This window comes from Rubrilithobacter danxiaensis (assembly GCF_047272945.1).
GTDB lineage: Bacteria > Bacteroidota > Bacteroidia > Sphingobacteriales > Sphingobacteriaceae > Rubrolithibacter > Rubrolithibacter danxiaensis.
In genome coordinates this window covers 40,574-66,008 of record NZ_JBKOPS010000014.1, presented here as the reverse complement: position 1 = coordinate 66,008, position 25,435 = coordinate 40,574, and the positions used below count along the sequence as shown (strand labels likewise).

The window sequence follows — 25,435 nt, the reverse complement described above, 5'->3', positions numbered from 1 at the left end:
AACATGAAAACAAAAATATTATATATCGCTCTGGCTTTATCTGTTGTTAACAGCAGTTGCACCTTAGTTGGTGAACCAAGTGATGCGATAACCACCGAAAACCTGACAAAGACATCCGCAGGCTTATTAAATGCGGTGAATGGCGCCTATTCTTTGTTTAAATCTCATATCAGTTTTAATGGTTCTGAAGATCAGAACAATATGTATTTGCGGCAGTATTTTCAGCTCTCAGATTTTGCCAGTGATGATATTGTTTGCGGGCAGATTACAGAAGATCCGTTGTTTTATAGTTTCACTCAGGACCATACACCCGGGCAGGACAATACCCGCTATTTCTGGTATGTTTCCTACAAAATAATCAACGATGTAAATACCGTAATTGAAGCTGGTGAAAAAATAGCAAACCCAGATGCTGCCACACAGCAACTGATAGGCGAATGTTACTTTTTGCGTGCCTTCTGTCATTTTAACCTCGTCAGGTTGTTTGCAAAACCTTATTCTCACGATCCGAATGCACCCGGAATAATTCTACGTACTTCCGTAAGCGATGAGCCGCAAAAAGCCCGTTCAACCGTTCAGGAAGTGTACAACCAGGTAATCGCCGATGCAGAAAAATCTGCAACATTAATGACTCAGTCCCGTGGTGCTCAGTATGCTTCTAAAGAAGCGGCACTTGCATTACTTTCAAGGGTTGCATTATATATGGAAGATAATCAGAAAGCCGTTGATTACGCTACTCAGGTAATCAATTCGGGTAAATTTTCGTTAGAAAGTGCTGCTTCATTTCCAACGTATTTTGCAAATGCTAACAGCAGTAATGAAACCATTTTTTCTGTTGCCTTTACAACTGCCGACGATTACGGAAAGTTCGGTTCTATTGCGTCGATGATCTATTCAGATGGTAATTCAGGATGGGGAGAAGAATTTGCTTCGCAATCTCTCAGAAGTCTTATGGCTCAGCACCCCGAAGATGTCCGCTGGTCGTTCATTGTTCCACTGAAAGATGAAAATGGAGAAATTGCAAAGAAAAACGGCATAGAAACCTACTACATTACAAAGTTTTCTTTTCAGGATGGTCGACCCAATCTGAGTTCTCCGGTTATGTTCCGACTGGCAGAAATGTACCTGAACAGGGCCGAAGCAGAAGCTAAATTAGGACAGGATGCGCTTGCTTTAAATGATGTGGATATGATCAGAAAGAATCGCGGCCTAGCCGGTGCTTTATACAACCAGAAAGTTCCTGCCGGTTCTACGGCTTTAGATGTGGTTTTAACCGAAAGAAGGTTAGAACTTGCTTTTGAAGGCCATCGGGTATTCGATGTTTACCGAAATAAAAGAAACCTGGACAGATCTTACTGGGGTTATCATTTAAGAGGATTGAAAGAAACAGATATTGATCTTTCCAAAGAACCTAAAAATTATCCGGGCCTTGTAGTAAGCTGGAATAGTCCGAGAATCATCTATTACATTCCCGTTGACGAGATTTTAACAAACCCTTTGGCTACCCAGAATGAATAAACTGAATTCTAATCTTTTTTAATTGATAAAATCATGAGAAACTCATTTAACATATTGAAACTTACTCTTTTATCAGTGTCGGTATTTATATTCGCTTCCTGCAAAAAAGATAAAACAGAAAGCTTGCCTGAAGTCCTTTTCTCATTAAGCGTGGAGGGCAACCAGGTTACTTTTAAAAACGAAACCGAAGGCGCAGCTTCCTATAAGTGGGAGTTTGGCGATGGTGAAACATCTACCGAGGCAAGTCCTGTACACGTTTATCCCGGTAAAGGAAAGTATGTTGCGACAGTATACATCACAACTACAGGCGGAACAAGTACAGAAGGTTCAACCATTGTACGCATTTCCAAAACATCCCCGGTAAAACTGAACGATAATTCGCTGGCCGACTGGGATAACGTAACCCAAAATGTTGTATTATCCGGTGCGAAAGAAACTTATTTTAAAAAGGGGAAATTTGATTATGATGCAGAATCAATTTATATCTACCTGGAAGCTGCCTCAAAAAAATCAAATGAAGATATTTTTGATTTTTACCTGGATACCGATAATGATGAAACTACCGGCCTTAATACCGGCGAACTACCCGGAGGAGGATATGATGTTTTATTAGAAGGTGGCGTTTTAGCAGGCTGGTTTGATGCTTATAATCACACAGGAGAAGGTAATGGCTTTACTTTTAATCCTACCGGCGTGTCTGAATTTTACCAGTTAGGGACAGTAAAAGAAGAAAACGGATTAATAAAGTTTGAAATGAAGCTTAACAGGTCAAAAATTTCAGGATTATCTACCTCAACAGCATTAAAACTTGGTATTATAGCTACAAAAAGCGACTGGTCCGCAACATTAGGAGTACTGCCTGATTCCGGTACGCCCGCCATTTTGCTGGATTTAGATGAATGATAAGAACTTCAGCATGAAAACAATAAAGTTCTTATTAACCGTATTAATTTTCTCAACAAGCTGTAAGAAGGCGGCAACGCAGTCTTCGGGTACGGAAGAGCTAAAAACTGTTACGTATGAAAAAAGTGATGAAGATTTTCCTAATCCTGAAAGAGGTTTTTATCGCTATTCTGAAACCAGAGCCAGTAATTATACCCTTCTTGATTTGCAGGAATTAAAAAAATATCGAAATGCCAATACAGTTTCGGGTGCAGAATATAAAGTGGTAAGTACGCTGGTATTCAGATATTTTATTTTAGACGGATTTAACGACAAGCTTTTACCGGAGTCGTTTCTGGAGAATTTTAAAAAAGATTGCGAAACTGCACGGCAAGCGGGGTTAAAGTTAATTCCTCGCTTTACCTACACGGTAGATGCAAAGTCGGGAAATTGCCCCGAGCAGTTTATTTGTCCGCCGTATGGAGATGCACCCAAAGCGGTGGTATTAAGCCATATTGCACAGCTTAAACCAGTTTTGCAGGAAAATACCGACGTAATAGCCTGTTTGCAAATGGGTTTTATTGGAACCTGGGGCGAAAATTATTATACCGATTATTTTGGCGATGCTTCTTCAAACGCACAGGGGAAGTTGCTGGACAAAAACTGGGAAGACAGGTTTGAAGTTATTAAAGCTTTACTCGATGCTGTTCCTGAGAGCCGGATGATCCAGGTGAGGTATCCACAATTAAAGCAACGGTATGTTTATGGCACTACCGCATCCGTTACAGTTCCACCTTTGATAGAAAGTGAAGCTTACAACTATAGTGATAAAGCACGGATTGGATTTCACAATGATTGTTTTCTTGCCAGTTCGGATGATTTTGGAACTTATGAAGATTATGGAAATTCTTCATCTCCGCGGAAAAGTGAAAACCAGACGCTTCGTGATTATTTTTCTTCTGACAGTAAATATGTAGTAGTTGGAGGCGAAACTTGCAGCGATCAATACAGTCCTCAAAATGATTGTGAAACAGCAGGCCATGCAGAAAAAGAATTTGCAGCAATGCATTACAGTTTCTTGAACGCTGATTACAACAATGAAGTAAATAATGACTGGCAAAGCGGCGGCTGTATGGAGAATATTAAAAAAAAGCTGGGCTACCGCTTGTTTCTTGAGAGTGCAATTTTGCCACATGAGGTAAAAAAAGACAGATCGTTCCAAGTAAATCTTAACCTGGCGAATGAAGGATATGCCGCTCCCTATAATCCCCGGCAGGTGGAATTGGTGTTAAGGAGTAAAACTGGCAGTGAGATTTACTTTTTAGCCTTAGATACAGATATCAGGAAATGGTTCAGTGGAAAAACTGAGGTTAAACAATCAGTTACTTTACCGACAGAAATAAAAGCAGGGGAATACGAGCTGCTGTTGAATCTGTCTGACCCTTCGCCTTTATTAAAAAGCCGTTCCGAATTTAGTATTCGCCTGGCTAATAAAAATACATGGGAGGCTAATACCGGTTTCAATAAGTTAAATCATACAGTATTAGTTGAATAAATATGTCAGTACTAAACCAAAATCCTAACCGTCTTTTATCTTTGGATGTAATGCGGGGATTAATCATGATCCTGCTGGCAGCAGAAAGCTGTATGGTTTATGAATCATTAAATCATCTGGATACCGGAGCCTTCAATGGCTTTATCAACCAGTTCTTTCATCATCCCTGGCATGGGCTTCATTTCTGGGATTTGATACAGCCTGCATTTATGACGATGGCCGGCTCTGCCATGTATATTTCTTATCATCAAAAATTAAAAAAAGGAATAAGCTGGCAGCAGAATTTTAAGCACATTGCAGTTCGCTGCCTGAAATTGTTTCTGTTTGGCACCGGCTTGCATTGTATTTATGCCGGTAAATTAGTTTGGGAACTTTGGAATATCCTTACGCAACTCGCATTTACAACAATCATTGCGTATATTATAATCCGACGTTCTTATAGGTTCCAAATTGTAATTTCAATTGTTTTATTGCTGCTGACCGAGTTTTTGTACCGCGTTGTATTGGTGCCCGGTTTCGACCAGCCTTTTGTAGAGTATCATAATTTCGGAGCTTATTTTGATACAATTATTATGGGTAAAATCAACCGGGACGGTTGGGTGGCAATTAATATTATTCCCACTGCCGCCCATACTATATGGGGAGTTTTAGCCGGTAAACTGCTTATTTCGCAACAAACTTCTCCGGAGAAAATTAAATGGCTCGTTATTGCAGCCTTGCTATGTTTACTTATTGGCTTTGGGCTAGATTTAACAGGGATAACTCCTATTATCAAAAGAATCAGTACCAGTTCCTTTGTTTTTGCTTCTGGCGGATGGGTTTTGTTAATAATGGCCTTTCTGTACTGGTTAACTGATGTTAAAAAAGTTAATAAATACGCCTGGGTGGCAGTTGTTGTAGGCACAAACGCCATTTTTATCTACCTGTTTTTTGAAACAGTAGGCATACAATGGCTTAACGGGGCAGTAGGTATTTTTGTAAAAGGTTTTATCGGAATGCTGGGAGTGCCGGAAAAAATTCTGGAAGTTATTTCGGCGGTAAGCACCTGGTTTGTAGAATGGTATTTGTGTTACTGGCTTTTTAAACAGAATATCTTTTTTAAAATATAGATAAAAGCAGTAAAAGAGGGTGTCTCTCATAATAAACTATTTTGGGCACCCTTTTAAAAACTCACGGTAGTTTCGTGAATTTTTGACCACCCTGCATGTCAATAAACATTGACTTTATTTTTCCGTCTTCTTCCATAAACTTAATTTCTGTTTCAGGGCCCTTCAGGTAAAATTTATTGATAGCTTCTGCAGTAAGCTCAACTTTATCACCTCCGGGAGCCAGGACCCATAGCTTTCCATTTTCAACTGTTACCACCATTTTAACATTTTCATTAAGCTGATACGTACCGGCATAGCGTTCCAAAATTTCTTTTGAGAGGCTAATTTCCTTCTTCTGAACAGGAATTTTATACGGCTGATTGAATACAAGGGCCGTCAGGTTATCTTCCAGCTGTTTTCCGTCAAGATCTCTGAAGTTTGAAAGATATATAATTGTGATATCTTCTTTTGGGAATTTTATAAAATCTGCAATAAATCCTTCTATTGAACCTGTGTGACCTATTTTTGGATGTCCTAATTTATTAGAAACAATCCAACCTAAACCATAGTCCGCTTGCACAGGTGTAAAAGCAAGCTGATACGTTGATTCTTTCAGTAATGTATGTTTAGATATAGCTTCAGACCATTTATACAGATCACCAACCGTTGTATATAGAGCACCAGCACCGGTAGCAAGTGCAACGTCATTCTGACTTTGGGCTTTTTCCCAAAGTGTGGTTTCAGGATTTGTAAGATATCCTATAGCTTTATTTTCAGATTTACGCTGCTCAAAATCCAGGCCCGAATGAGTCATGCCAATTTTGTTGAAAATGCGGTCTTTTAATAGTTTAGTGTATTCAACCCCGGTTACTTTCTGAGCAATGTAACTCAATAACATATAGTTGAAATTGTTGTACTCAAAACGCTCTCCCGGTGTGAATGCCAGCGGTTCGCTTTTAAAGCCGCTGATCAATTCCTTTAAATTAGTTGCGCCGGGAGATATACTACCCTTAATGCCCGAAGTATGGCTTAGCAGGTTTTTTATCGTGATCTTATCTCCATTAGTAAAGTCAGGAATATATTTCGAAACAGGATCTGTTAAAGCAATTTTTGATTGTTCAACCAATTGCAATATCACCGTGGAAGTAAACATTTTTGTAAGGGAACCGGCCCTGAACTCTGTTTCTAAGGTATTTGGTTTTTTATTCTCAATATCCGCATACCCGTACGCTTTCCGAAATACGATTTCCCCTTTTTCAGCAATCAGTACATCTCCGCTGAATTTATGTTGAGTAGTGTAAGCGGTAAGCAATTCATCTGCTTTTTGCTGGATAGTTTGCGCATTTGATAAAAATGGCAACAGAATAATAAGTAAAATTATTTTTTTCATTTTTTTATTGATTGAAATCTTAATTTATTGTTGGCAGTTATTAATTATCATACTTAACATTTCCTGCAGATCAGTAATACGCTGTCGGGTAAATCCTTCTAACGCTTTCGCCCGGTTAGCTTCAATTACAGGTTGCATAACACTTAGCAACTTATTCGCTTCTGCAGTTAACGTTAATTGGAAACGTCTCCTATCAGTCGAATGCATTTTGCGCTCCAGGTAGCTCTTTTTTACAAGCAGTTCAATGATCCGGGTGAGCGACGCATGGTCTTTGAAGGTAACCTCAGCAATTTCATGCTGACTGCAATCAGGGTGGTCATTCAGTGCTTTCAATACCATCCATTGGTCTATTGTGATATTAAACCCTTGTTCTGTTAGTTTACGTTGAGCGTAGGTGCGATAGGATTTTATCGACTTTTCTAATGAATAAAATACGATGTGGTCTAAACGTTCTTGTGTTGTCATGTTAAAATAATGATACAAATCTATTTGATATATCAATAATTACAAAAAATATTTTATATTATATTTATTCTACATTTAAAACCTATGAAAAGAAAAAGTTTCACAGGCTTCGCTTTAATAGCACTTGTCTGTTTTTCATGTACAAACAGGAATCCGGGAAAAGGATCTGAAAAGGAAAAGTTTAATGAAGTTACTTTCGAGTATGATTTAAATTATCTTAAAGGAAGAGATAGCGTTCTGGTTTTACAAAATAGTGCAGGTACCGGGCAGATAATTGTTTCGCCAAAATACCAGGGAAAGGTTTTTACTTCCACATCAGAAGGGCTTAACGGTAAAAGTTTTGGCTGGATAAATTATAATGCTTTTGATAAGGAAAAAGATTCGCATATGAATGCTTATGGTGGCGAAGACCGTTTATGGCTTGGGCCGGAAGGAGGGAAGTATTCAATCTTTTTTAAGCCGGGAACAAAAATGGAATTTGAAAACTGGCATACTCCAGCTGCATTTGATAGTGAAAACTGGAAGCTTGTATTTTCAGACCAAAAGAAAGTTTCGATGAGTAAAGAAATGAACCTGTTAAATTATGCAGGAACAAATCTTAATCTTCGAATTGAAAGGGATATCCTTATTTTAGAAAATAAAGATATAGAAAGCCTGCTCAAAATAACACTCACTGATCAGGTTAAACCGGTGGGGTTTAAAACTGTAAACACGATTATTAATACCGGAGATAAGGAATGGAACAAACAAACCGGAGCCCCCTGTTTATGGAATCTGGATATGTTTTCACCTTCTCAAAAAACAGTCATTGTTATTCCATACACAGAAAATACAACGGGAAAAGTAGCAACTACAGATTATTTTGGTGAAATTTCACAAAACAGAATTCAGTATAAAGATGGCATTTTATACTTCAGGGCAGATGGAAAGTCGAGAGGGAAATTAGGTATTCCTCCTGTCAGGGCTAAAAATATGGCAGGCAGTTACGACGCATCCGGTAATATTCTTACCATTACCTTATTTGATGTTAATAAAGATGCGACTTACTTAAACCAGGAGTGGACAACAGATAAAGATCCTTTTACCGGCGATGTGGTAAACGCTTATAACGATGGTCCTTTAGAAACAGGAACCCAAATGGGGCCATTTTACGAGATAGAAAGTGTTTCTCCCGCTGCATTTCTTAAACCCCGGGAGAAACTTGTTCATACACATCACGTGTTTCATTTTACAGGATCAAAAGCAGAACTTAATGTTATTGCGCAGAAGTTATTAGGAACTTCGCTTCAGCAAATAGAAACTGCATTTATTCAATAAGTTTGTTTATTGGAGATGCCGTTGTGATGGAAAGGAGATGATAAAGAATGTTTTCATGGAATCCTGTATAATTAAAGAGATTTTGCTTTTTATAACGCCTATTCTCTATTTTAGCCCGTAATTATGATTAAGAAAAGTCTTTCAATAGGATACCTTCTTCTGTTGCTTACATTAAATGCCGTTTCGCAACAATTACATGTTCTGCCACAGAATAAGGATTTGAAATACATGGGGCGGATTTCACACAGTCCGGACATTGCGGAATTGTACTGGTCAGGTTCGTCTGTGAAGATGAATTTTGAGGGAACAGCTGTAAAAGCTGTATTAAAAGATGAGCGGGCAAATAATTATCTGAACGTTATCATAGACAACGACAGTATTTATAAAATTAAATTAGATTCCGTTAAAAAAGAATATTCTCTGGCAGAACACCTTCCAAACGGAAAGCACAGCATAGAGTTAGTTAAGATAACTGAATACGACCGTGGTAAAACCGGATTTTACGGATTCGAGTTAAATAAAGAGGGGAAAATTTTGGATGCACCGGCCCCTCGAAAAAGAAAAATGGAATTTTATGGAAACTCTATTACCTGTGGTTATGCTGTAGAAGATGCGACAGGAGATTCTCCCGCGAGTCCGTTTGAAAATCACTATTTAAGTTATGCCGCCATTACTGCCAGGCATTTCGATGCAGATTATAATTGCATTGCTAAAAGTGGTATCGGAATAACAATCAGCTGGTTTCCTTACACCATGTCCACTGTTTTTGACCGCTTAAATCCTGATGATTCCTCTTCAAAGTGGGACTTTAAAAATTATACACCAGATATTGTTGTGATCAATCTGTTTCAGAACGATTCATGGTTGGTGAACATGCCGGAACATCCGGAGTTTAAACGATTGTTTGGCAGCAAAAAGCCTTCGGAAGATTTCATAATAGACTCATATACCCGTTTTGTAAAAACAATTCGTGAAAAATATCCTCATTCTGATATCATTTGTGCATTAGGAAATATGGACGCTACAAAAGAAGGATCCCCCTGGCCTGGATATGTTGTAAAAGCTGTGAAATCATTAAATGATAAACGGATTTATACCCACTTTTTCCCTTATAAAAATACGCCGGGGCATCCAAAAGTAACTGAACAGCAAGCAATGGCTCAGGATTTAATTGAATTTATTGAGCAAAACTTTCACTGGAATTAGTCTTATAAAAATATTCGGGAGCGTTTACTTCCCGATGTACAATAGTGGTAGGTAGTTCCAGGTGGTAAGCACCTGATGGAATCAGTCCGAATCCTCCATATCTTTCCATCAGTCTGAGCTGGGCTAACACATCTTCTCCGCAATGATTTTCCGGAAGTTCTTCCCAAAAATCGAACCCTCCGGTTTCCTTTAGTTTTGCTGTATTAAATAATACGCAGCCACCAACCCATGAAACTTTATACTTTTTCTGGTTTGCAGGATAAATAGCCAGCTTTTCTGCAACATGGAGAATATTTGCCGCATTATGCAAGGGATACCTGTTCCATTCTTCAGTTCCGGGCCGAACAATTTCGGGTTCAACCTTGTTTTCCCAAAAATTGATGTACTGCTGATGAGGCCTGTAATCGTTCAAATAGCTTAACCCTATCAAAGGCATTCCAACAAAGCCCGCATTCTCATCCTCAAGAGCAGTAAGCATTCTTTCTAAAACATCGGCTTCCAGTATAATGTCGTCGTCTAAAAATAAAGAATACTCTCCTGTTGCCTGTTCCAGTAAAAACTGTCGCTGATGGGCAATGCCCCTCGAAGGTAAATTTTGTAAAATTCTGACTGGGTTTTTATGTAACTCAAAAACACGTTTTATAGTTTGTATAGTGCCATCTTCTGCTACAGCCAAATCACTCTGATCGGAAATAATAAGTTCAAAATCTTTACAAGTTTGTGAAAGCAGGGCAGTAAGTGTAGCTGTAAGCGCATTTAGACGGTTGTAAGTGGGAATAAGAATTGAAATTTTCATTCTTTATGTTTCTGCTAAAATCTCTGAACGGTCTCTGAAAAAGAATCTCTTAAAACTTTGTTTTGTTTTTTTGAATTTGAAATAAGTTCTGCTACTGTCAGTTTTACTTCCTGAACTGTTACATCAGTAACAAATGAGGTTTCGTGTGTGCAAAAACCCCGATCTTCCTTATCGAATTGCTTCGAAGAAAGTCCGCATAAAGGGCAGTTAACAGTCCACGACATTAAAGTTCTGTTGTATGCAGTAGTCATAGGCAGGCCGGTTATGCCATTTCCGCATAAAAAAATACCGGCGGTAGGTGTTTTTACTGCCCTTGCTAAATGTAACGGACCGGTATCATTTGAAATTACAACTTCAGCAAGGGATAAAAGGCCTGTCATTCCATTTAACGTAAGTTTACCACACAAATCCTGAATCTTCTCTGAATTCCTGGCATTAGTTATAACTCCGGAGACAATCTCTTTTTCAGCAGACACTCCTGTTATACAAACTTGAAATCCTTCATTTGTTAAAAAATCTGCTATTTGACTGAAATTCTCTGCCGGCCATCTTCGTCTTACATCCGTTGCGCCCGGATGAATAACTGCTATTGGTTTGTTATGATTTGTAAGAACATTTGTTGCTTCATTAATGTCGCTTTGAAGTACAGTAACTACTGGTTCAATAGAAGTAGTTGTAGCTCCAACTTTTGAAACAACCTCCAGGTATCTTAAAATTTCGCTGAAATAATAGACATAAGGAACATTGATATCCAAATCTACGGCATCCGGAGTTTTTAAACCGGCATTTAATTTTGCCCCAAGGCGAAGTAAAAAGGGATTGGAGTTTTTGCCGCCCCCGTGTAACTGGAAAGCCATGTCAAATTCTTCCTTTTGCATTTCAGAAAAAAAGGTATTCACTTCCGCTATGTCGGCATTAAAATTTTCTTTTTCGCCCACGCCGGGATACGGAGGAACTACCACAACACGATTTACCGGACCGGCCCTGTCAGTTAAGAAATCTTTATGCCACTGTTTGCCCAGTAAGGTTAATTCCGCTTCAGGATAAGCTTCTTTTAAGGCTTGCAAGGCAGGAATTATAAAAATATAATCACCAAGCGCATTCGCCCTTAATACTGCTATTTTTTTAACCATGAATTTTTAAGCTTCGGTTTTCTCAGGAGCAGTGCATAAGCCGAGTAACTCTGCTTTTTCTATAATATGTCCCTGCATTTTTTCTTCTACTTCCTCTCTTTCAGAAGCTTTTGGAAGATCAAGCACGATATCAAGCGCATATAATCTGAACCAGTAATGATGAGTGCCTTTAAAATATTTCGGACAAGGGCCTTCGTAACCGAAACTATGATTATTGGCGAGTCCCTCTATGCCACCTGCGGGAACAGTGTTTTCATCTACTTTTGTCGTTTCAGACGGAATATTGAAAACCATCCAGTGCGTCCAGGGTTTGGGAGTTGCGTCTACATCTTCAAATATCAAAACAAGGCTTTTAGTTCCTGCCGGAACGTTTTCAAATTCTAAAGGCGGAGTAATATTTGGACCCAGGCAGGTGTAGGGTTGAGGGATTTCTTCGTTGTATTCGAAAACTGTTTTTATATTCATCTGATTGATTGTTTTTCAGTATCGAAACAGTGTTTTTATGTAAAAGGTTTATACGTTATTTAAATTTTTCTCCCTTAAAAGCTTAAATAAATCTGTGGGAACAATGTTAGTTAGCTGCTGTTAGTATTAAAACATAAGAAGCAAAAACTATGCAGGAAAATAACGAAGATTTCCATGGCAGACAAGGTCAGAGCCAGGATAAAAGCGTACAGGAACAGATTAACGAAAAATATAATGAGGGAGAAAACAGGAGAGAACCAACTGGTGAATCAGAAAATGAAGAGTCACATTGGTCGGGATATAATCAGGATAAAATTGATACTTCTGAGCAAGGGGTGGTAATGCCTGATACAGAATCTGATGAAGATGTAGTAAACTCTCAAAGCGCACAAGGAAACTACTCTTTTTCAGAAAATCCTCCTTTATACGGTGCTGATGACATCAGTGGAACCCGCCAGAATGATGTGAATCCGAGTAATGCTTATCGCGGCAAAGATGAGCAGAAAAAGAATGCGGAAAATGTAGGCGGTACAAGTGCTGAAGATATTTAAATAGGGTAGACTGTCCAAAAACAGTAATGATGATTTTTGGACAGTCTCTTGAATTAATCTTACAAATCTATCTTTTTATGTTCACCTACCTGGTACGGATTTCCGGCCAGGCCGGCCTTTACAACCAGCAGTATTTGCGACATGATAGAATCCGGTGCATCCCAGTATTCAACCTTGTGCGGAACTACTTTCAGAAGTGCGATGTTCGGATCATTTTTCCCGTCGGCAAACCATGCCTTAAACATTTCGGTCCATAATTCATCAATTTTTTCCTTATCTGCCGATAAGCTTGCTTCTCCCGTTACTGAAACATACAGATTATTCGGATGATCGGTATAATTTATATTTACCGTTCGGGTTGTAGTAATTTCTTCCGATTTGATAGAATCCTTTTGTGTTAAGAACCAGATTACGCCATCGTCTTTTATTGGAAAAGTGTACATAGGCCTGCTATGCGGTTCTCCTTTAGTATCATTGGTGGTCAGCATAGCTATTTTAACATCCTTGACCCTGTCAGATAGTTCCCTCACTTTTTTTATTCTCTCAATTTCATTGAGTTGTTCCTGAATTTCCTGAGTATTCATAAGCAAAATTTTTAGGCAGCTATATTTATAAATACCAATGCCTTAATTTTGTTTAGGAAGATTGAAAATCAGAACGTACTGCGATTGTGGAATAGTCGCCGGTAAATTGATTACTTATACTGGCACAAATAAGAAGTTTGCCCAACAGAACGTACTTTGAATTTTACATCAGCCGGAACTTTAAACTGCTCACCCTGTTTAAAAGATTTCCAATCAGATTCTCCGGGTAATAAGGCTATTAACGTACCTTCAATAACTATCATAGTTTCTTCTGTAGAAGTGCCAAATTCATATTCGCCCTCATCCATTACTCCGATAGTTGATTTTCCGTTGAGTGATTCGTAACCTAACGATTTTACTTTGCCGTCAAAATATGCATTAACTTGTATCATGTTATTTTCTTTGCGGCTAAAATACGCAAGAGAATTAAAAAAATTGGCGTCAACTTTAATAGGGAAGATTTAATAGAAAGTCGTTCAGTATCCTGTTAAGCGTTTGCTCACGGGGAAGAACAATTTCATCATATAACAGGGGCCACGACTTGTATTTTTCTTTGTGATGCTTCAGCATATTTGAATAGGCCATATAAACACATTGTTCTACTAATTTCAGGCTTTCCTTATCAGCAGAAATACTTTTCAGCGAGAATTCTGTTTTTGTTTTAAGCCTTGTCATAACTACTCCGCTTATATTATTTACTGTATAATCAGTAATAACTACAAAACTTCTGACAGCATTTACAGGATAACTGATATCAAATGAAAAATCAACAATACTATGGAATTGTGATTCATTGATGCATTCTTTATTAATATAAAATTCTTCCAGATTAGTTTCCTTTTCTTTCAACAGAATGGCTTTCATCTTTTCTAACAGTTATTTCTCATAATCCCCATACTGCTGTCAAGATACTTTTATATTCGTTTCAATTTAGAGGGTAACGCTTTTATTACTATTTTTCCAAACCTAAAAAAGAGCTTCTTGTTTAATGGAAGGTCTTGTAAATAATGTTTATGATAAGAAAATTACCTCTTTTATTTCTGTGTTTTTTAATGCTCAATTCTGCTTGCCGGAAAGATGATAAAATAAAAGATCAAACAAGTAGCAGGATGTCTGCAGACTACGACGGCAGTTTTATCCGGTCATATTATGATTTAACCTGTAAAATTGTAAAGAATACTTCCGGTTTCTTTCCTACACAGGCTTCCAGGGCTTATGCTTATATATCATTGGCGGTTTATGAAGCAGCTGTTCCGGGTATAGATCTGAATGCAAGTCTTGCAGGGCAGATAAATGGATTAAGCAACAACTCGCTTCCGAAACCCGAGGCTGGACTGGAATATAACTGGGCTATCGCAGCAAATGCGGCAACTTCAGATATGATGCGGAAAATGTTTGAAATCAAAATTTCTTCTGAAAATCTGAATGACATTAAAGCATTGGAAATGGAAAATAAAACAAACCTTGCAAATGGAGTAAATACCGATGTTGTAATCCGTTCAGAAGCATTTGGAAAAGCAATTGCTGAAGCGTTATATGAATATTCTAAAACGGATGGCGGGCACCAGTCCTATCTTGACCCTTTTAAACCTCAGTTTACTTCGCCAGCCGGCGATGATCAATGGGTTCCTACTGGTTCTGCAAAATATCCTGTTAGCCCTAAATGGGGAGAAAACAGGCCATTTCTTACTTCCAATATAACTCAAACAGAACCGGCTCCTTGTTATCCTTTTTCTTTTGAAACAAATTCGGATTTATATAAAGACGCTTTAGAGGTATATAAGCAGGTTAAAAATAATACAGAAGAACAGGTTTTAATAACAAAATTCTGGGCAGACGATCCGTTTAACACCTGTACACCTACAGGACATACCGTAAATATTTTAACACAGCTTTTAGAAGAAAATAATGCTTCTTTAGCTAAAACTGCTATTGCATACGGTAAAATGGGAATTGCTGAACACGACGCGTTTATTGCCTGCTGGAAATGTAAATACAAAACAAATCGCTTACGCCCGGTTACTTATATTCAAAAATATATCGACACTTCATTCACTACTGTTATCGGTACTCCACCTTTTCCTACCTATGTTTCAGGCCACTCGGCAGAAATAGGAGCGGGGAGCGAAATCTTTACTGATCTGTTTACTAACGGTGACGGAAAATATAAGTTTACAGACCGCTCACAGATCCAGTACGGTTTTGAAGCCCGAAGCTGGAACAGTTTCGACGAGATGGCGAAGGAATGTGCCGATTCAAGATTTTATGGAGGTATTCACTTTAAACAGGATAACGATCTTGGATTGGTACAGGGGAAACTTATAGGGAAAAATATTAATAAAATGATAAAATGGCCAAAAGGAGTATAAACTACCCTGTATTATCGGCTATTTTATTATTTTTTCTTGCCCAGTGTACCAGCCCGTATAAAACAGAAAAAGCTAAAAAGGATGCTTCTGTAATTGCCCGGATGGAATGTGAATCGAGGCAGTTTACACACAAAAAGTTTTTACTTGCCGACAAGTATAGTGCATTGGATAATAAGGTTATCAGGCACGAAATAAACCAAGATGAATCTGACAGTATCCGAAGAAAACTGGACAATGAAAAGGCGGTTCTGTTGAAAGAATCGCAGGTAAAGTCTGATTCGCTGCTTCACTATCTCAGAAAAATCTGGAAAGAAGATTATCCTTCTAAATCCGACAGGGCGCTTTTAGACTCACTCACGCAGATTGAATTAAAGAAAATATGCACATTGGATAGTCCGTAATAATGATTGGCTATGTGTTTCTGTTTCTATTTCGATCATCAATTTCAAAAATTTGAACTAATTTCACGTTATCCAGGTAGTTTCAATATAAATTGCCTGGAATTTTAGATGGATGAAATTAAACAAGCTCAGCTCAGAACAGTTGATGTAATACGTTATGTTACTCCTTTGCGTGAAGGAGGTTCATTACCCGCTATTGCCGAAGCGGATGATGAGTTTTTATATGTGCTGAAGTTTCGGGGTGCGGGCCAGGGTGTAAAAGCGCTGATAGCCGAACTTATTGGTGGCGAAATAGCACGGGCACTCGGGTTAAAAGTTCCGGAAATTGTATTTGCTAATCTGGATGAAGCCTTTGGCCGTACCGAACCGGATGAAGAAATTCAGGATTTGCTCAAAGCCAGCACCGGGCTTAACCTGGCTCTTCATTACCTTTCGGGAGCAATTACTTTTGATCCGGCAGTTACAAAACTGGATCCTAAACTTGCCTCGCAAATTGTATGGTTAGATTGCCTGTTAACAAATGTCGACCGTACTGCCCGTAATACCAATATGCTTACATGGCATAAAGAATTATGGCTGATAGATCATGGTGCTTCCTTGTATTTTCATCATTCGATGCAAAACTGGAAAGAACACGCTGTTCGACCTTTTTTACAGGTTAAAGATCATGTATTACTTCCTTCGGCTGCCGAACTTGATTCGGTTGATGAAGAGTATCATTCGCTTCTTACTCCAGACCGGATTCGTTCGATAGTTGCCTTAATTCCGGAGGAATGGCTTACAGGAGAATTTGAATCTTCCGCAGAACACCGAGAAGTTTATACTCAATTTTTAGAAACACGGATAGCATCATCAGAAATATTTGTAAAGGAAGCAAAGTATGCAAGAGAATCACTTATTTGAGTATGCTGTTATTCGTGTAGTGCCACGTGTGGAACGGGAAGAATTTTTGAATATCGGTGTTATTCTGTATTGCCTTAAGCAAAAATTTCTACAGATACGGTTCAATTTGGATGATAAGCGGCTGCAGCTTTTTTCAGAAAGTCTGGATATTAAGGAACTGGAAGAACATCTTCTTTCCTTTAGCAGAATTTGTGAGGGAAGCAGGGAAGGAGGGCCTATTGCTAAATTGGATCCGGCATCGCGGTTTCGCTGGCTTACAGCAACAAGAAGTACGGTAGTACAAACTTCAAAAGTTCATCCCGGTTTTTGCAAAGATGCAACTGAAACGCTCAACCGGCTTTATAATCAGCTTGTTCTGTAAATTGTTCGAATGTTCTTATCACCGGAAAATAAATAAAAACAGTTATGGAATGGGAAACAAAAAATAATCAATTAGTTAAAAGCTTTGAATTTAAAGACTTTGTACAGGCTTGGGCTTTTATGACTAAGGTTGCAATGGCAGCAGAAAAGATGAATCATCATCCAAACTGGACAAATATTTACAATAAAGTAGAAATAAAGCTCAGCACACACGATGCAGGAGATACTGTGACAGATAAAGACAAGGCTTTGGCGAAAGTAATAGATAGCCTGGCATAGCAGAGGTGGCGACGATGTTCTGAGTGCAGCTACTGCGGGAAAGTTGGCTCTGAAATGGTGAAAACGATAGTTGTTCAGGGAAAATTGTTATTTTGATCCACTTTACCAATTATACCTGTATTTATGAAACTTTACCTCTGGAAAAACCTGTTATCGGTTTTACTGATTACAGTAAGTATTAGCGCTTGTAAAAAGGATAAACCGCAGAACAATGTCGTTGAACCACCTCCATATAAGCCTGATACAACAGCCACATTTACGGGTTTGCCTGTTTTTAATATCCGTACAGTTGGCCCTGTAACCTCCAAAGAAGATTATGTAAGCGGCAGTTTAAGCATCAACACCAACTCTTTATATGAGCAGGAAACGACTCAGATTGCCCTGCAGATTAAAGGAAGAGGCAACTCCACCTGGTTTTTGCATCCAAAAAAACCATACCGGCTTAAGTTTAAGGAAAAAGCAAAAGTTTTAGGACTGCCAGCCGCCAAGAACTGGGTACTTCTTGCCAATTATTCAGATAAAACTTTAATGAGAACCGGACTGGCGTTTGAATTAGGAAAGCAAATGCAAGCTGATTTTACTCCGGATGTAAGGTATGTAGAAGTTTTTATGAATGGAGAGTATTTGGGCAATTATACACTTACACAACAGGTAGAAGTTAATGAGAACCGCGTAAATATAAAGGAACTTAAACCTGAAAATACTGCCGAGGCTGAAATCACCGGTGGCTATCTTGTCGAGCTGGATGAAAGAAAAGATGAAGAAAATTTATTTACTACCGATAGAGGGCTGCCTATGACAGTTAAAGAACCGGAAGATATTACGGAAGCGCAGTTCAATTACATAAAGAATTATATCCAGTTAACAGAAAACGTATTATTTTCCCCTGATTTCGCCGATCCTCAGAAAGGATATGCAAAATATATCAATGTCGATTCCTTCATCAACTGGTTTTTAATAGAAGAGTTGTTTAAAAACCAGGATTCCCAGAAGTACAGCAGCATGTTTTACTATAAAGATCGTGGCGGAAAATTGGGAATGGGCCCTATCTGGGATTTTGATCTTTCAATAGGCAATGTAGATTATTCAGACGCTACATATCCCACAGGCTGGTGGGTAAAAGATGGTTTATGGTTCAAAAGACTTTTTGAAGATCCTGCATTTCGTAAAAAGGTAAAAAAGCGCTGGGATGAAATAAAGGTGAAGGAAGTTCCGGCAATGTTTACGTATATAGATAGTACCGCAAAATACCTGCAGAAATCGCAGGAACAGAACTTTTCAATCTGGCCTATTTTAAATATGAAAGTCTGGCCAAATCCTGTAGTTTTAGGTACTTATCCGGCAGAAGTAAACCATATTAAAGAATGGCTGACAACACGCATTGATTGGTTGGATGCTAATATTGAGTTATAACAGTGTATAATGAGAATAATAATATCAGTAAACTGATCTTAACTCAAAACGGAAGCAGCTATCGATGCTAATAAGATGAAATGTAACATTAACAGATTTTTGTAATTTCTTTCTCGTGGTTAATTTTTTGTCTTATACTTAAACCGGATCTGATTATATTCAAAACCTGGAATACGCTGTTAATTTTGTTTCCTTGTCTTTATGAAATTCAGATCAACATATAAAGCTGCACATTTAGTAGCAGCAACTATAGAATCACATTTTGCACAGCATGTAGAAGAAGCACTGAAAGCAGGCGAGCAGAATATTGCCCCAGTCCCTTCTGTTGAAACAATTGAATCAATTATTGACGTTGGATTTTGGGCAAGCCTTCGGCGGGAAGAAGGGCACTCCCCTAAAATATCGCTGGCATATACGTCGCCGGATCAGGTTGAACAGCCCTTAACTTTTGCTAAGAAACTGCCGTTTAATCCACAGGTTCTTACGAAACTGGCACCGGGAGTTGAACGGCCCGGAATTCACTTAGGCGTGTGGAACGACGGAGATGGTTTATATTTATGGGGAACAACACGATCAATTCCCGGTATTTGCTTTGTTCTTGAACTTATTGAACCTGGTTTACTGATAATAAAGCACAGGCGTTTCAGCGGCTTTGGCAAATTTGTAAACGTAGCCATTCTTAAAGGAGACGAGATAAAAATTGTGGATGAACAAAGTGGAAACCTTCCCGATTGCCCGAAACTGTTAACTTCACTGCTTAGTTTCAGTTCTACATCTTCATGGAACGATTCAGTAAACATACTTGTTCAGCTTGCTGCCTCTATGCGGGCTCACGGCCGGGGAGGAACGCTGCTGGTCGTTCCATCGGGTACGAGTGACTGGAAGAATTCTATTGTACATCCAATTTCATATCCTGTTGTTCCGGCATTTAAAGGATTATCTGATTTAATGCTGCACAGTCAGGAGGATAAAAACAAACCTCAATGGCAGGCAACGCTTACCAGATTAGTTGATACGGTTGCAGGTTATACGGCTATTGACGGTGCTACCGTTATTACTGATAAGCACGAACTGCTGGCATTCGGGGCAAAGATTGTACGATCTGATAAAGGAAAACCGGTAGAACAAGTAATTTTAACGGAACCGATAATAGGAGGAGAAGCAAGCGTTATACATCCTGCCCAAAACGGCGGTACAAGACACCTTTCAGCAGCACAGTTTGTATCTGATCAGCGTGATTCTATTGCTTTGGTTGCCTCTCAGGACGGTAAATTTACTATTTTCGGCTGGTCGCATTGTGAAGAAATGGTCCATGCCCATCGTGTGGATTCTTTGTTAATGTAATCTTAACTTGTTATTTATACTGCTTAAAAAGGGTGTTTTAACTCTTTTTCAGGAAGTTAAGTATGTGTATGTTAATCTTCATAAACAATTTATGTTATGGGGAAATTTCCAAAGCATACTGAGGGCAGCACTGTTGTAAATTCTTTTTCTGTCACCTTAAAAGAAGGTGCAGTAGATTGTGAAATAGCTGAATATTGGCATCCGCTGCATATTACTTCTGTTTCCTGTGAGAATAAGGAAAAAAGGATCATCACACGCACAGTAGGAATATCCAAAACAGATCAGACAAACTTTACTTCCAGTATTAAAGGCACTTTAGGCATAAAAAATCTGTTAGCATTAGAGTCCGAGTTAAAATCTTCGAGAAATATTACAATTACTACCCAGAATTCTGTTACAGACAGTCTTGAAAAAGAATTTGCTGCACCTCCCTGCAAGGAAAAAAATATCGCGGTTTACCAGCTGGTAAGACAATACGAGTTTATTGTAAAAAAGCCTAAGAGATTCGGAATATTTAAAGAAAGGATTAAAAAAGTAATTGTAAAAGATTACCTGGATGTGTACGATGATGTTACCGAAATAATAGCTAATTACGAAGAATGTGATTGTCAAAAACCGTTACAAGAAGAAAAGTACTACACCGTATCGGGCCAGCTAAATAACCTGCATACCACTACCTATATTGGAATAACTAATGGAAAACTCAAGATATGGAATCAAGAAGTTCCTATACCTTCCGGATCTTCAGCTTTTAAAAACCAACGCGTCAGAATAACTAACAAGGATATACCGGAGTACCTGAAGTTTATTGCCGGGTTAGAAGATGAGTTTTATGATCTAGACATAACTTCTGTAACAGAGGATAAGGGTGATTTAAAAGTTAATAGCGAATCCGCATCTGAAAAAAAATCTTCGGGGGCTGTTCTAACTCCTGACGATTTTATTAACCAGCCTGAGGTATTGAAAAGCATTCAGAAATTAAAGGTAAAGTTTGGTGAGAATTACGAAAAATTGAAAGTTTCGGATGTATTGGATCAGTACGGAAATCAATATGTGGATCTTGTTCAAAAGGGAGGTGGAGTATTGGGAGTGGCTCTGGCGGGTTATACATATGTATTAGAGGAGGCGGGAATTCGTTTTTTGCGCCTGGCCGGAACCAGCGCTGGAGCAATAAATACAGCATTGCTCGCTTCAATTGATGGAGTAATCGATTCTCCCGACGGTACCCGTCTCCATCACAAGAGTGGGAAAAAGTCAAAGCGAATTCTGCAATATATTACGAGCCTTAATTTTTTTAACCTGGTAGATGGCCATCCCTTTGCCCGCTGGATTATTAAGAATTTCATTACCAATAAATCGTTCACTAAGCAGGTAAAACAGGTTGCGTCCTTCATTCTGGGTTCTTTATTGGTTCTGCTTTTTTGTAATACCCTTTTTTTAGGATTGAGTTATAAGTACGACTGGGCAGACACACTTGCCAAAATTACCTTTGTTCTTACCGGCTTTAATATTCTGTTAATTGCTGCAATAACTTTTTACTCTTCTTTTCTTTTCAGCCGTTTACGTTCCTGCGGTTATGGTATTAATCCCGGCAAGTTTTTTTACGAGTGGATAAAGAATATACTGATTGAAAATAACGTGCATACTATAAAAGATCTGCAGGATAAAATGGAAGTGCCCATACCTGGGATCCGGCTTAGAAAAGCTCATCCTACAGGCATAGATGGTTTGAATGGAGATGTAACTTTTATTACTTCAGAACTTGTTAGTCAAAATAAAATTGAGTTTCCGAGAATGTGGAACCTTTTCCGATCAGATCCTGATGCTTTACATCCGGCTCGTTTTGTGCGTGCTTCCATGTCCATTCCCATATTTTTCGAATCGCACATGATACCGGATATCGATCGTAGCGACCCTGCGATAATGGAAGCATGGAAAGAATATTTTGGAGTAGATCAGGAAGATATACCGCATATCGCACGATTTGCAGACGGAGGAATGTTATCAAACTTCCCTGTAAATATTTTTTATAATCCGAAAGTGGTAGAGCCCCGGATACCAAGTTTTGGAATTAACCTGGACGATTCTGAACCGGATACTATCGATGGAAGTGATGCGTACACCTGGAGTTTGAGTAATTATGCCGGTCGTATAATAAATACAATGCGCAATTATTATGATAAAGACTTTATGATGAAGAATAAAGTATTTACAAAAGGTATAGGCAATATCAAGTTAAGTGAATTCAACTGGCTTAATTTTTTTATTTCTGACGATGATAAGAAACGGATGTTTGTAAAAGGCGCTGAAGCGGCCTGTGATTTTCTGCTGAATTTTAACTGGGAAGAGTATCAGCAAAAACGGATTGAAATGCAGCAGATGATTGAACAGGGCCAGAAAAAGCAGGAAGAAAAGAAAAATGCCTTTAACAAAACAAGTTTCAGAAGCTTTATTCTGGAAGATGAGGATAAATTGGATGATCCGGATCTGACGAATGAAAATTTGAATGTAAATGTTTAACAATACTCGCTATGTTTATATTTGACCAGATGTGGCTGTATTTTACAGCTTGTTTTACACTGTTTTTGCTTACAAGCTGGATAATGAAGCGGCAAAGCCGTTATTTTTTTACAATGGGTCATACCCGGCAGCGGTTTAGTATTTTTGACCTTGAGTTTCCGGCAACTTCCGCGGAGCTTATAAAACTGATCAAAGGAATTGATGAATTACCCAATGCAAATGAAGCGAAGGTCTCAAAAACTGCCTTGCGTTCGCAGCTGTTAACAGACTTTCTGTTTATGCTTGCAGTGTATCCCGCTGTTTTCATGCTCTGTATGAAAACGGCTTCCAAAATGCAGTCTACAGGCCAGGCTGTTTTTGTCGTATTAGCTTACCTGCAGGTGCTGCCACTTTTATTTGATGTTATTGAAAACTGTTATTTGCTGAATAAGTTAAAGCAGCCGGTAGAATCTGCTGCTGATGTTCACCGTGCTTACCGTTACATGGTTATTGCAAAATGGGCGATTGCCTGTACAGGCGCAGTAACGGCTTTTTCCGGCCTCACTTATTTCTGGGTTACCGGAAGCTATCATGAAAACTCAGTTGTTTTCTTTGTAATAATGCTTATTGAAATCGTCTTGTTCGTAATGGTAAGTCAAAAAAAGAAAAAGGTATCTTATTGACTTTTCTTACTGCTTTCAATGTTTGGTAAAAATCCGGTTAAAAGGCCAATTAAAGGCAAAAATGAACAGAGGTAAAACACATGGCTGATACTTGTTTTATCGGCCAGGTTACCTAAAAGTGCCGATCCTAATCCTCCCATTCCAAAGGCAAAGCCAAAAAATAAACCCGCTACCAAACCTACTTTGCCCGGTATAAGTTCTTGCGCATATACTAAAATCGCAGAGAAAGCAGAAGCTAAAATCATCCCGATAGGAACAATTAATACACCTGTCCAGAACAGGTTGGCATACGGAAGCAGTAAAGCGAAGGGAGCCGTTCCCAGAATAGAAACCCATATTACATATTTTCGCCCGATACGGTCGCCGATTGGGCCGCCGGCCAAGGTTCCGGCTGCTACAGAAAACAGGAAAACAAACAAGTAAATCTGTGAGGTTTGTACAGAAATATGAAATTTATCAATAAGGTAAAAAGTAAAATAGCTGGTTAAACTTGCCATGTAAAAGTACTTGGAGAATATAAGCACGAGCAAAATAATAACCGACATAACGATTCTGCTCTTAGAAAAGGTTGATGTATTAACAGTGACGTTTTGCTGTTTTTTTGCCGATTGTGTTAATATTCGACCTTTGTACCATTTGCCTACCGTGCTTAAAATCACTATTGCAACTAAGGCAATAATTGAAAACCAGATCAGGCTGAACTGGCCGTAAGGAACAATAATCCACGCCGCCAGTAACGGACCTATTGAACTTCCTGCATTTCCTCCCAGTTGAAAAACAGATTGGGCTAAGCCTCTTTTTCCTCCGGAGGCCATGTGTGCCATCCGGGAAGCCTCGGGATGGAATATAGAAGATCCTACACCAACAAGCGCTACGGAAACCAGCATCAAATGAAAGTTATTAGAAACAGAAAGAATAATGAGGCCTGTTAGGGTGAATCCCATTCCGGTTGCGAGTGAAAACGGTTGCGGTTTTTTGTCTGTATATAAACCTACAAATGGTTGCAGTAAAGATGCTGCCATTTGAAAAGTTAATGTGATTAATCCGATCTGAGAAAAGCTGAGATGGTAATCCCTTTTTACAATCGGATAGATAGCAGGAATTAAAGATTGGATGGTATCGTTTAATAAATGAGAAAAACTGATAGCAAAAAGAATTGGAAATACGGTTTTTTCAGCGAGATCTTTAGATACGGTAGCGGTGTTCATTCAACAAAAATAGGAGCAAATGCACATAGCCTTGTGATACTTTGCAAGGCCCTGAACTTTTTTACTTAATACAGATAATCTAATAACTTACATTAACTAATACCGGAAAATGATCTGAAGGATATTTTCCATGATAAGAGTCTGTAAGAATACCCCATTTATTTACTTTAAAATGCTTGCTTATAAACACATGATCTATAATTTCATTACTATCAGATTTACCAAAAGCATTGAAGGAACCATTATTGGCATAAGGATGTTGCGCTTCTTTATATGAATCTTTTAATGATCCTGAATTGGCTATCGTTTTATACCATGAAGATTGTTGCCCACCGTTAAAATCCCCCGTCAGTATAACAGGTTCGTTTCCGGCGATAGTTTTTATTTTCTGCAATATTAGATTCGAACTTTCTTCACGGGCTTTTATTCCCTCATGGTCAAAGTGTACATTGAAAAAGTAGAACTTTTTATTGGTTTTTTTATCCTGCAAATAAACCCAGGAACAAATGCGGAAACAACATTTGGCATCCCACCCCAATGAAGGTTTATCCGGAGTTTCAGACAACCAGAAATCGCCATGTTTTAACAGATTAAAGTGCTCTTTCTTAAAAAAGATAGCCGAGTGTTCTCCTTTGTCTTTTCCGTCATCACGCCCGGCACCGTAATATACATAAGCCGGTAAAGCTTCGTGGATATCGTCTAGCTGACTTTTTAATCCTTCCTGTGTGCCAAACACATCAAAATCATGAAAACGTATTAGCGAAGCAACAACCGGCACACGGTCCGTCCATAAGTTACCCGTATCACTTTCGTTTTCATATCTCAAATTATAACTGCCTATTGTTAACTGCTGGCTATAAGCAAGCGTACTGAAAATGGATAAGAGAAGGCTTAGCAGGAAGAATTTTAATTTCATGAGACTGGTTTTAATAATAAATAACATCGCTGTAAAAGGATTTATTGAAAATATTGTTCAATAAAAACAAACTTAAAACGAATAATAGTATAATTGAGAAAAATCAGGTA

At 38.6% G+C, this 25,435-nt stretch carries 26 protein-coding genes; 16 read left to right on the top strand and 10 right to left on the bottom strand.

The annotated features are described in order from the left end of the window. Positions 1-3: 3 nt before the first annotated feature. The 4 genes from ACLCDL_RS15715 to ACLCDL_RS15700 are packed head-to-tail and all read left to right on the top strand — an operon-like array spanning position 4 to position 5,064. Entirely contained in the window at positions 4-1,518 is a 1,515-nt protein-coding gene (locus ACLCDL_RS15715; RefSeq protein ID WP_423149358.1) for a RagB/SusD family nutrient uptake outer membrane protein, read from the top strand. Between the two features lie 33 nt (positions 1,519-1,551). Continuing rightward, positions 1,552-2,421: a PKD domain-containing protein gene (locus ACLCDL_RS15710; protein WP_423149357.1), complete on the top strand. Its 870-nt coding sequence runs from the start codon at positions 1,552-1,554 to the stop codon at positions 2,419-2,421. Positions 2,422-2,434: 13 nt separating this feature from the next. After that, complete coding sequence (locus ACLCDL_RS15705; protein ID WP_423149356.1) at positions 2,435-3,955, top strand: DUF4832 domain-containing protein; 1,521 nt, start codon at positions 2,435-2,437, stop codon at positions 3,953-3,955. Positions 3,956-3,957: 2 nt separating this feature from the next. Further along, entirely contained in the window at positions 3,958-5,064 is a 1,107-nt protein-coding gene (locus tag ACLCDL_RS15700) for an acyltransferase family protein (RefSeq protein ID WP_423149355.1), read from the top strand. A 61-nt stretch (positions 5,065-5,125) separates the two neighbouring features. Here the strand turns inward: ACLCDL_RS15700 and ACLCDL_RS15695 are convergent, their stop codons facing one another. After that, positions 5,126-6,433, bottom strand: coding sequence for a serine hydrolase (locus ACLCDL_RS15695; RefSeq protein WP_423149354.1), 1,308 nt, complete (start codon positions 6,431-6,433; stop codon positions 5,126-5,128). A 24-nt stretch (positions 6,434-6,457) separates the two neighbouring features. After that, complete coding sequence (locus ACLCDL_RS15690) at positions 6,458-6,898, bottom strand: MarR family winged helix-turn-helix transcriptional regulator (RefSeq protein WP_423149353.1); 441 nt, start codon at positions 6,896-6,898, stop codon at positions 6,458-6,460. Between the two features lie 84 nt (positions 6,899-6,982). On the opposite strand from ACLCDL_RS15690, the gene ACLCDL_RS15685 reads away from it, so the two are divergent. Together ACLCDL_RS15685 and ACLCDL_RS15680 are read left to right on the top strand one after the other, a co-directional pair. Beyond that, positions 6,983-8,215 (top strand): DUF6786 family protein, encoded by a 1,233-nt coding sequence (locus ACLCDL_RS15685; RefSeq protein WP_423149352.1) that lies wholly within the window; start codon positions 6,983-6,985, stop codon positions 8,213-8,215. Between the two features lie 123 nt (positions 8,216-8,338). Next, on the top strand, positions 8,339-9,421 hold the full coding sequence (locus tag ACLCDL_RS15680; protein WP_423149351.1) for an SGNH/GDSL hydrolase family protein: 1,083 nt from the start codon (positions 8,339-8,341) through the stop codon (positions 9,419-9,421). Here ACLCDL_RS15680 and ACLCDL_RS15675 read toward each other — a convergent pair. Genes ACLCDL_RS15675 through ACLCDL_RS15665 form a run of 3 tightly spaced genes read right to left on the bottom strand, consistent with a single transcriptional unit; the run spans position 9,393 to position 11,815 of the window. Beyond that, on the bottom strand, positions 9,393-10,217 hold the full coding sequence (locus ACLCDL_RS15675; RefSeq protein WP_423149350.1) for a glycosyltransferase: 825 nt from the start codon (positions 10,215-10,217) through the stop codon (positions 9,393-9,395). The two genes, ACLCDL_RS15680 and ACLCDL_RS15675, sit on opposite strands and share 29 nt — an antisense overlap. Before the next feature lie 14 nt (positions 10,218-10,231). Further along, positions 10,232-11,350: a glycosyltransferase family 9 protein gene (locus ACLCDL_RS15670; protein ID WP_423149349.1), complete on the bottom strand. Its 1,119-nt coding sequence runs from the start codon at positions 11,348-11,350 to the stop codon at positions 10,232-10,234. A 6-nt stretch (positions 11,351-11,356) separates the two neighbouring features. Then, positions 11,357-11,815 carry a YbhB/YbcL family Raf kinase inhibitor-like protein gene (locus ACLCDL_RS15665; RefSeq protein ID WP_423149348.1) on the bottom strand — a complete coding sequence of 153 codons (459 nt, stop codon included), beginning with the start codon at positions 11,813-11,815 and terminating at the stop codon, positions 11,357-11,359. Between the two features lie 149 nt (positions 11,816-11,964). On the opposite strand from ACLCDL_RS15665, the gene ACLCDL_RS15660 reads away from it, so the two are divergent. Further along, the gene (locus ACLCDL_RS15660) at positions 11,965-12,366 is read left to right on the top strand and encodes a hypothetical protein (protein ID WP_423149347.1); all 402 of its coding nucleotides are present in this window, start codon (positions 11,965-11,967) and stop codon (positions 12,364-12,366) included. 59 nt (positions 12,367-12,425) lie between these two features. Here ACLCDL_RS15660 and ACLCDL_RS15655 read toward each other — a convergent pair whose 3' ends face one another. The 3 genes from ACLCDL_RS15655 to ACLCDL_RS15645 all read right to left on the bottom strand — a co-directional run bounded on the left by ACLCDL_RS15655 (position 12,426) and on the right by ACLCDL_RS15645 (position 13,814). Next, on the bottom strand, positions 12,426-12,950 hold the full coding sequence (locus ACLCDL_RS15655) for a pyridoxamine 5'-phosphate oxidase family protein (protein ID WP_423149346.1): 525 nt from the start codon (positions 12,948-12,950) through the stop codon (positions 12,426-12,428). Positions 12,951-13,060: 110 nt separating this feature from the next. Continuing rightward, entirely contained in the window at positions 13,061-13,342 is a 282-nt protein-coding gene (gene ppnP, locus ACLCDL_RS15650; protein ID WP_423149345.1) for a pyrimidine/purine nucleoside phosphorylase, read from the bottom strand. A gap of 55 nt (positions 13,343-13,397) precedes the next feature. After that, positions 13,398-13,814, bottom strand: a complete 417-nt coding sequence (locus ACLCDL_RS15645) for a hypothetical protein (protein WP_423149344.1) — start codon at positions 13,812-13,814, stop codon at positions 13,398-13,400. Positions 13,815-13,963: 149 nt separating this feature from the next. On the opposite strand from ACLCDL_RS15645, the gene ACLCDL_RS15640 reads away from it, so the two are divergent. From ACLCDL_RS15640 to ACLCDL_RS15600, 9 genes are all read left to right on the top strand, one after another. Further along, the gene (locus ACLCDL_RS15640) at positions 13,964-15,319 is read left to right on the top strand and encodes a vanadium-dependent haloperoxidase (protein WP_423149343.1); all 1,356 of its coding nucleotides are present in this window, start codon (positions 13,964-13,966) and stop codon (positions 15,317-15,319) included. After that, positions 15,301-15,720: a hypothetical protein gene (locus ACLCDL_RS15635; RefSeq protein ID WP_423149342.1), complete on the top strand. Its 420-nt coding sequence runs from the start codon at positions 15,301-15,303 to the stop codon at positions 15,718-15,720. Before ACLCDL_RS15640 ends, ACLCDL_RS15635 begins: the two co-directional genes overlap by 19 nt. Before the next feature lie 108 nt (positions 15,721-15,828). Beyond that, complete coding sequence (locus tag ACLCDL_RS15630; RefSeq protein ID WP_423149341.1) at positions 15,829-16,623, top strand: HipA family kinase; 795 nt, start codon at positions 15,829-15,831, stop codon at positions 16,621-16,623. Then, the gene (locus ACLCDL_RS15625) at positions 16,601-16,984 is read left to right on the top strand and encodes a DUF3037 domain-containing protein (protein WP_423149340.1); all 384 of its coding nucleotides are present in this window, start codon (positions 16,601-16,603) and stop codon (positions 16,982-16,984) included. The genes ACLCDL_RS15630 and ACLCDL_RS15625 overlap by 23 nt, the downstream gene beginning before the upstream one ends. A gap of 44 nt (positions 16,985-17,028) precedes the next feature. Then, on the top strand, positions 17,029-17,262 hold the full coding sequence (locus ACLCDL_RS15620; RefSeq protein WP_423149339.1) for a 4a-hydroxytetrahydrobiopterin dehydratase: 234 nt from the start codon (positions 17,029-17,031) through the stop codon (positions 17,260-17,262). Positions 17,263-17,385: 123 nt separating this feature from the next. Beyond that, positions 17,386-18,675, top strand: a complete 1,290-nt coding sequence (locus ACLCDL_RS15615) for a CotH kinase family protein (RefSeq protein WP_423149338.1) — start codon at positions 17,386-17,388, stop codon at positions 18,673-18,675. A 201-nt stretch (positions 18,676-18,876) separates the two neighbouring features. Beyond that, on the top strand, positions 18,877-20,019 hold the full coding sequence (locus ACLCDL_RS15610) for a putative sensor domain DACNV-containing protein (protein ID WP_423149337.1): 1,143 nt from the start codon (positions 18,877-18,879) through the stop codon (positions 20,017-20,019). A 96-nt stretch (positions 20,020-20,115) separates the two neighbouring features. Further along, complete coding sequence (locus tag ACLCDL_RS15605; RefSeq protein ID WP_423149336.1) at positions 20,116-22,539, top strand: patatin-like phospholipase family protein; 2,424 nt, start codon at positions 20,116-20,118, stop codon at positions 22,537-22,539. An 11-nt stretch (positions 22,540-22,550) separates the two neighbouring features. After that, the gene (locus ACLCDL_RS15600; RefSeq protein WP_423149335.1) at positions 22,551-23,201 is read left to right on the top strand and encodes a hypothetical protein; all 651 of its coding nucleotides are present in this window, start codon (positions 22,551-22,553) and stop codon (positions 23,199-23,201) included. Here the strand turns inward: ACLCDL_RS15600 and ACLCDL_RS15595 are convergent. Together ACLCDL_RS15595 and ACLCDL_RS15590 are read right to left on the bottom strand one after the other, a co-directional pair. Then, entirely contained in the window at positions 23,195-24,409 is a 1,215-nt protein-coding gene (locus ACLCDL_RS15595; protein WP_423149334.1) for an MFS transporter, read from the bottom strand. The genes ACLCDL_RS15600 and ACLCDL_RS15595 overlap by 7 nt on opposite strands. Before the next feature lie 79 nt (positions 24,410-24,488). Continuing rightward, positions 24,489-25,325: an endonuclease/exonuclease/phosphatase family protein gene (locus ACLCDL_RS15590; RefSeq protein ID WP_423149333.1), complete on the bottom strand. Its 837-nt coding sequence runs from the start codon at positions 25,323-25,325 to the stop codon at positions 24,489-24,491. Between the last annotated feature and the right edge of the window lie 110 nt (positions 25,326-25,435).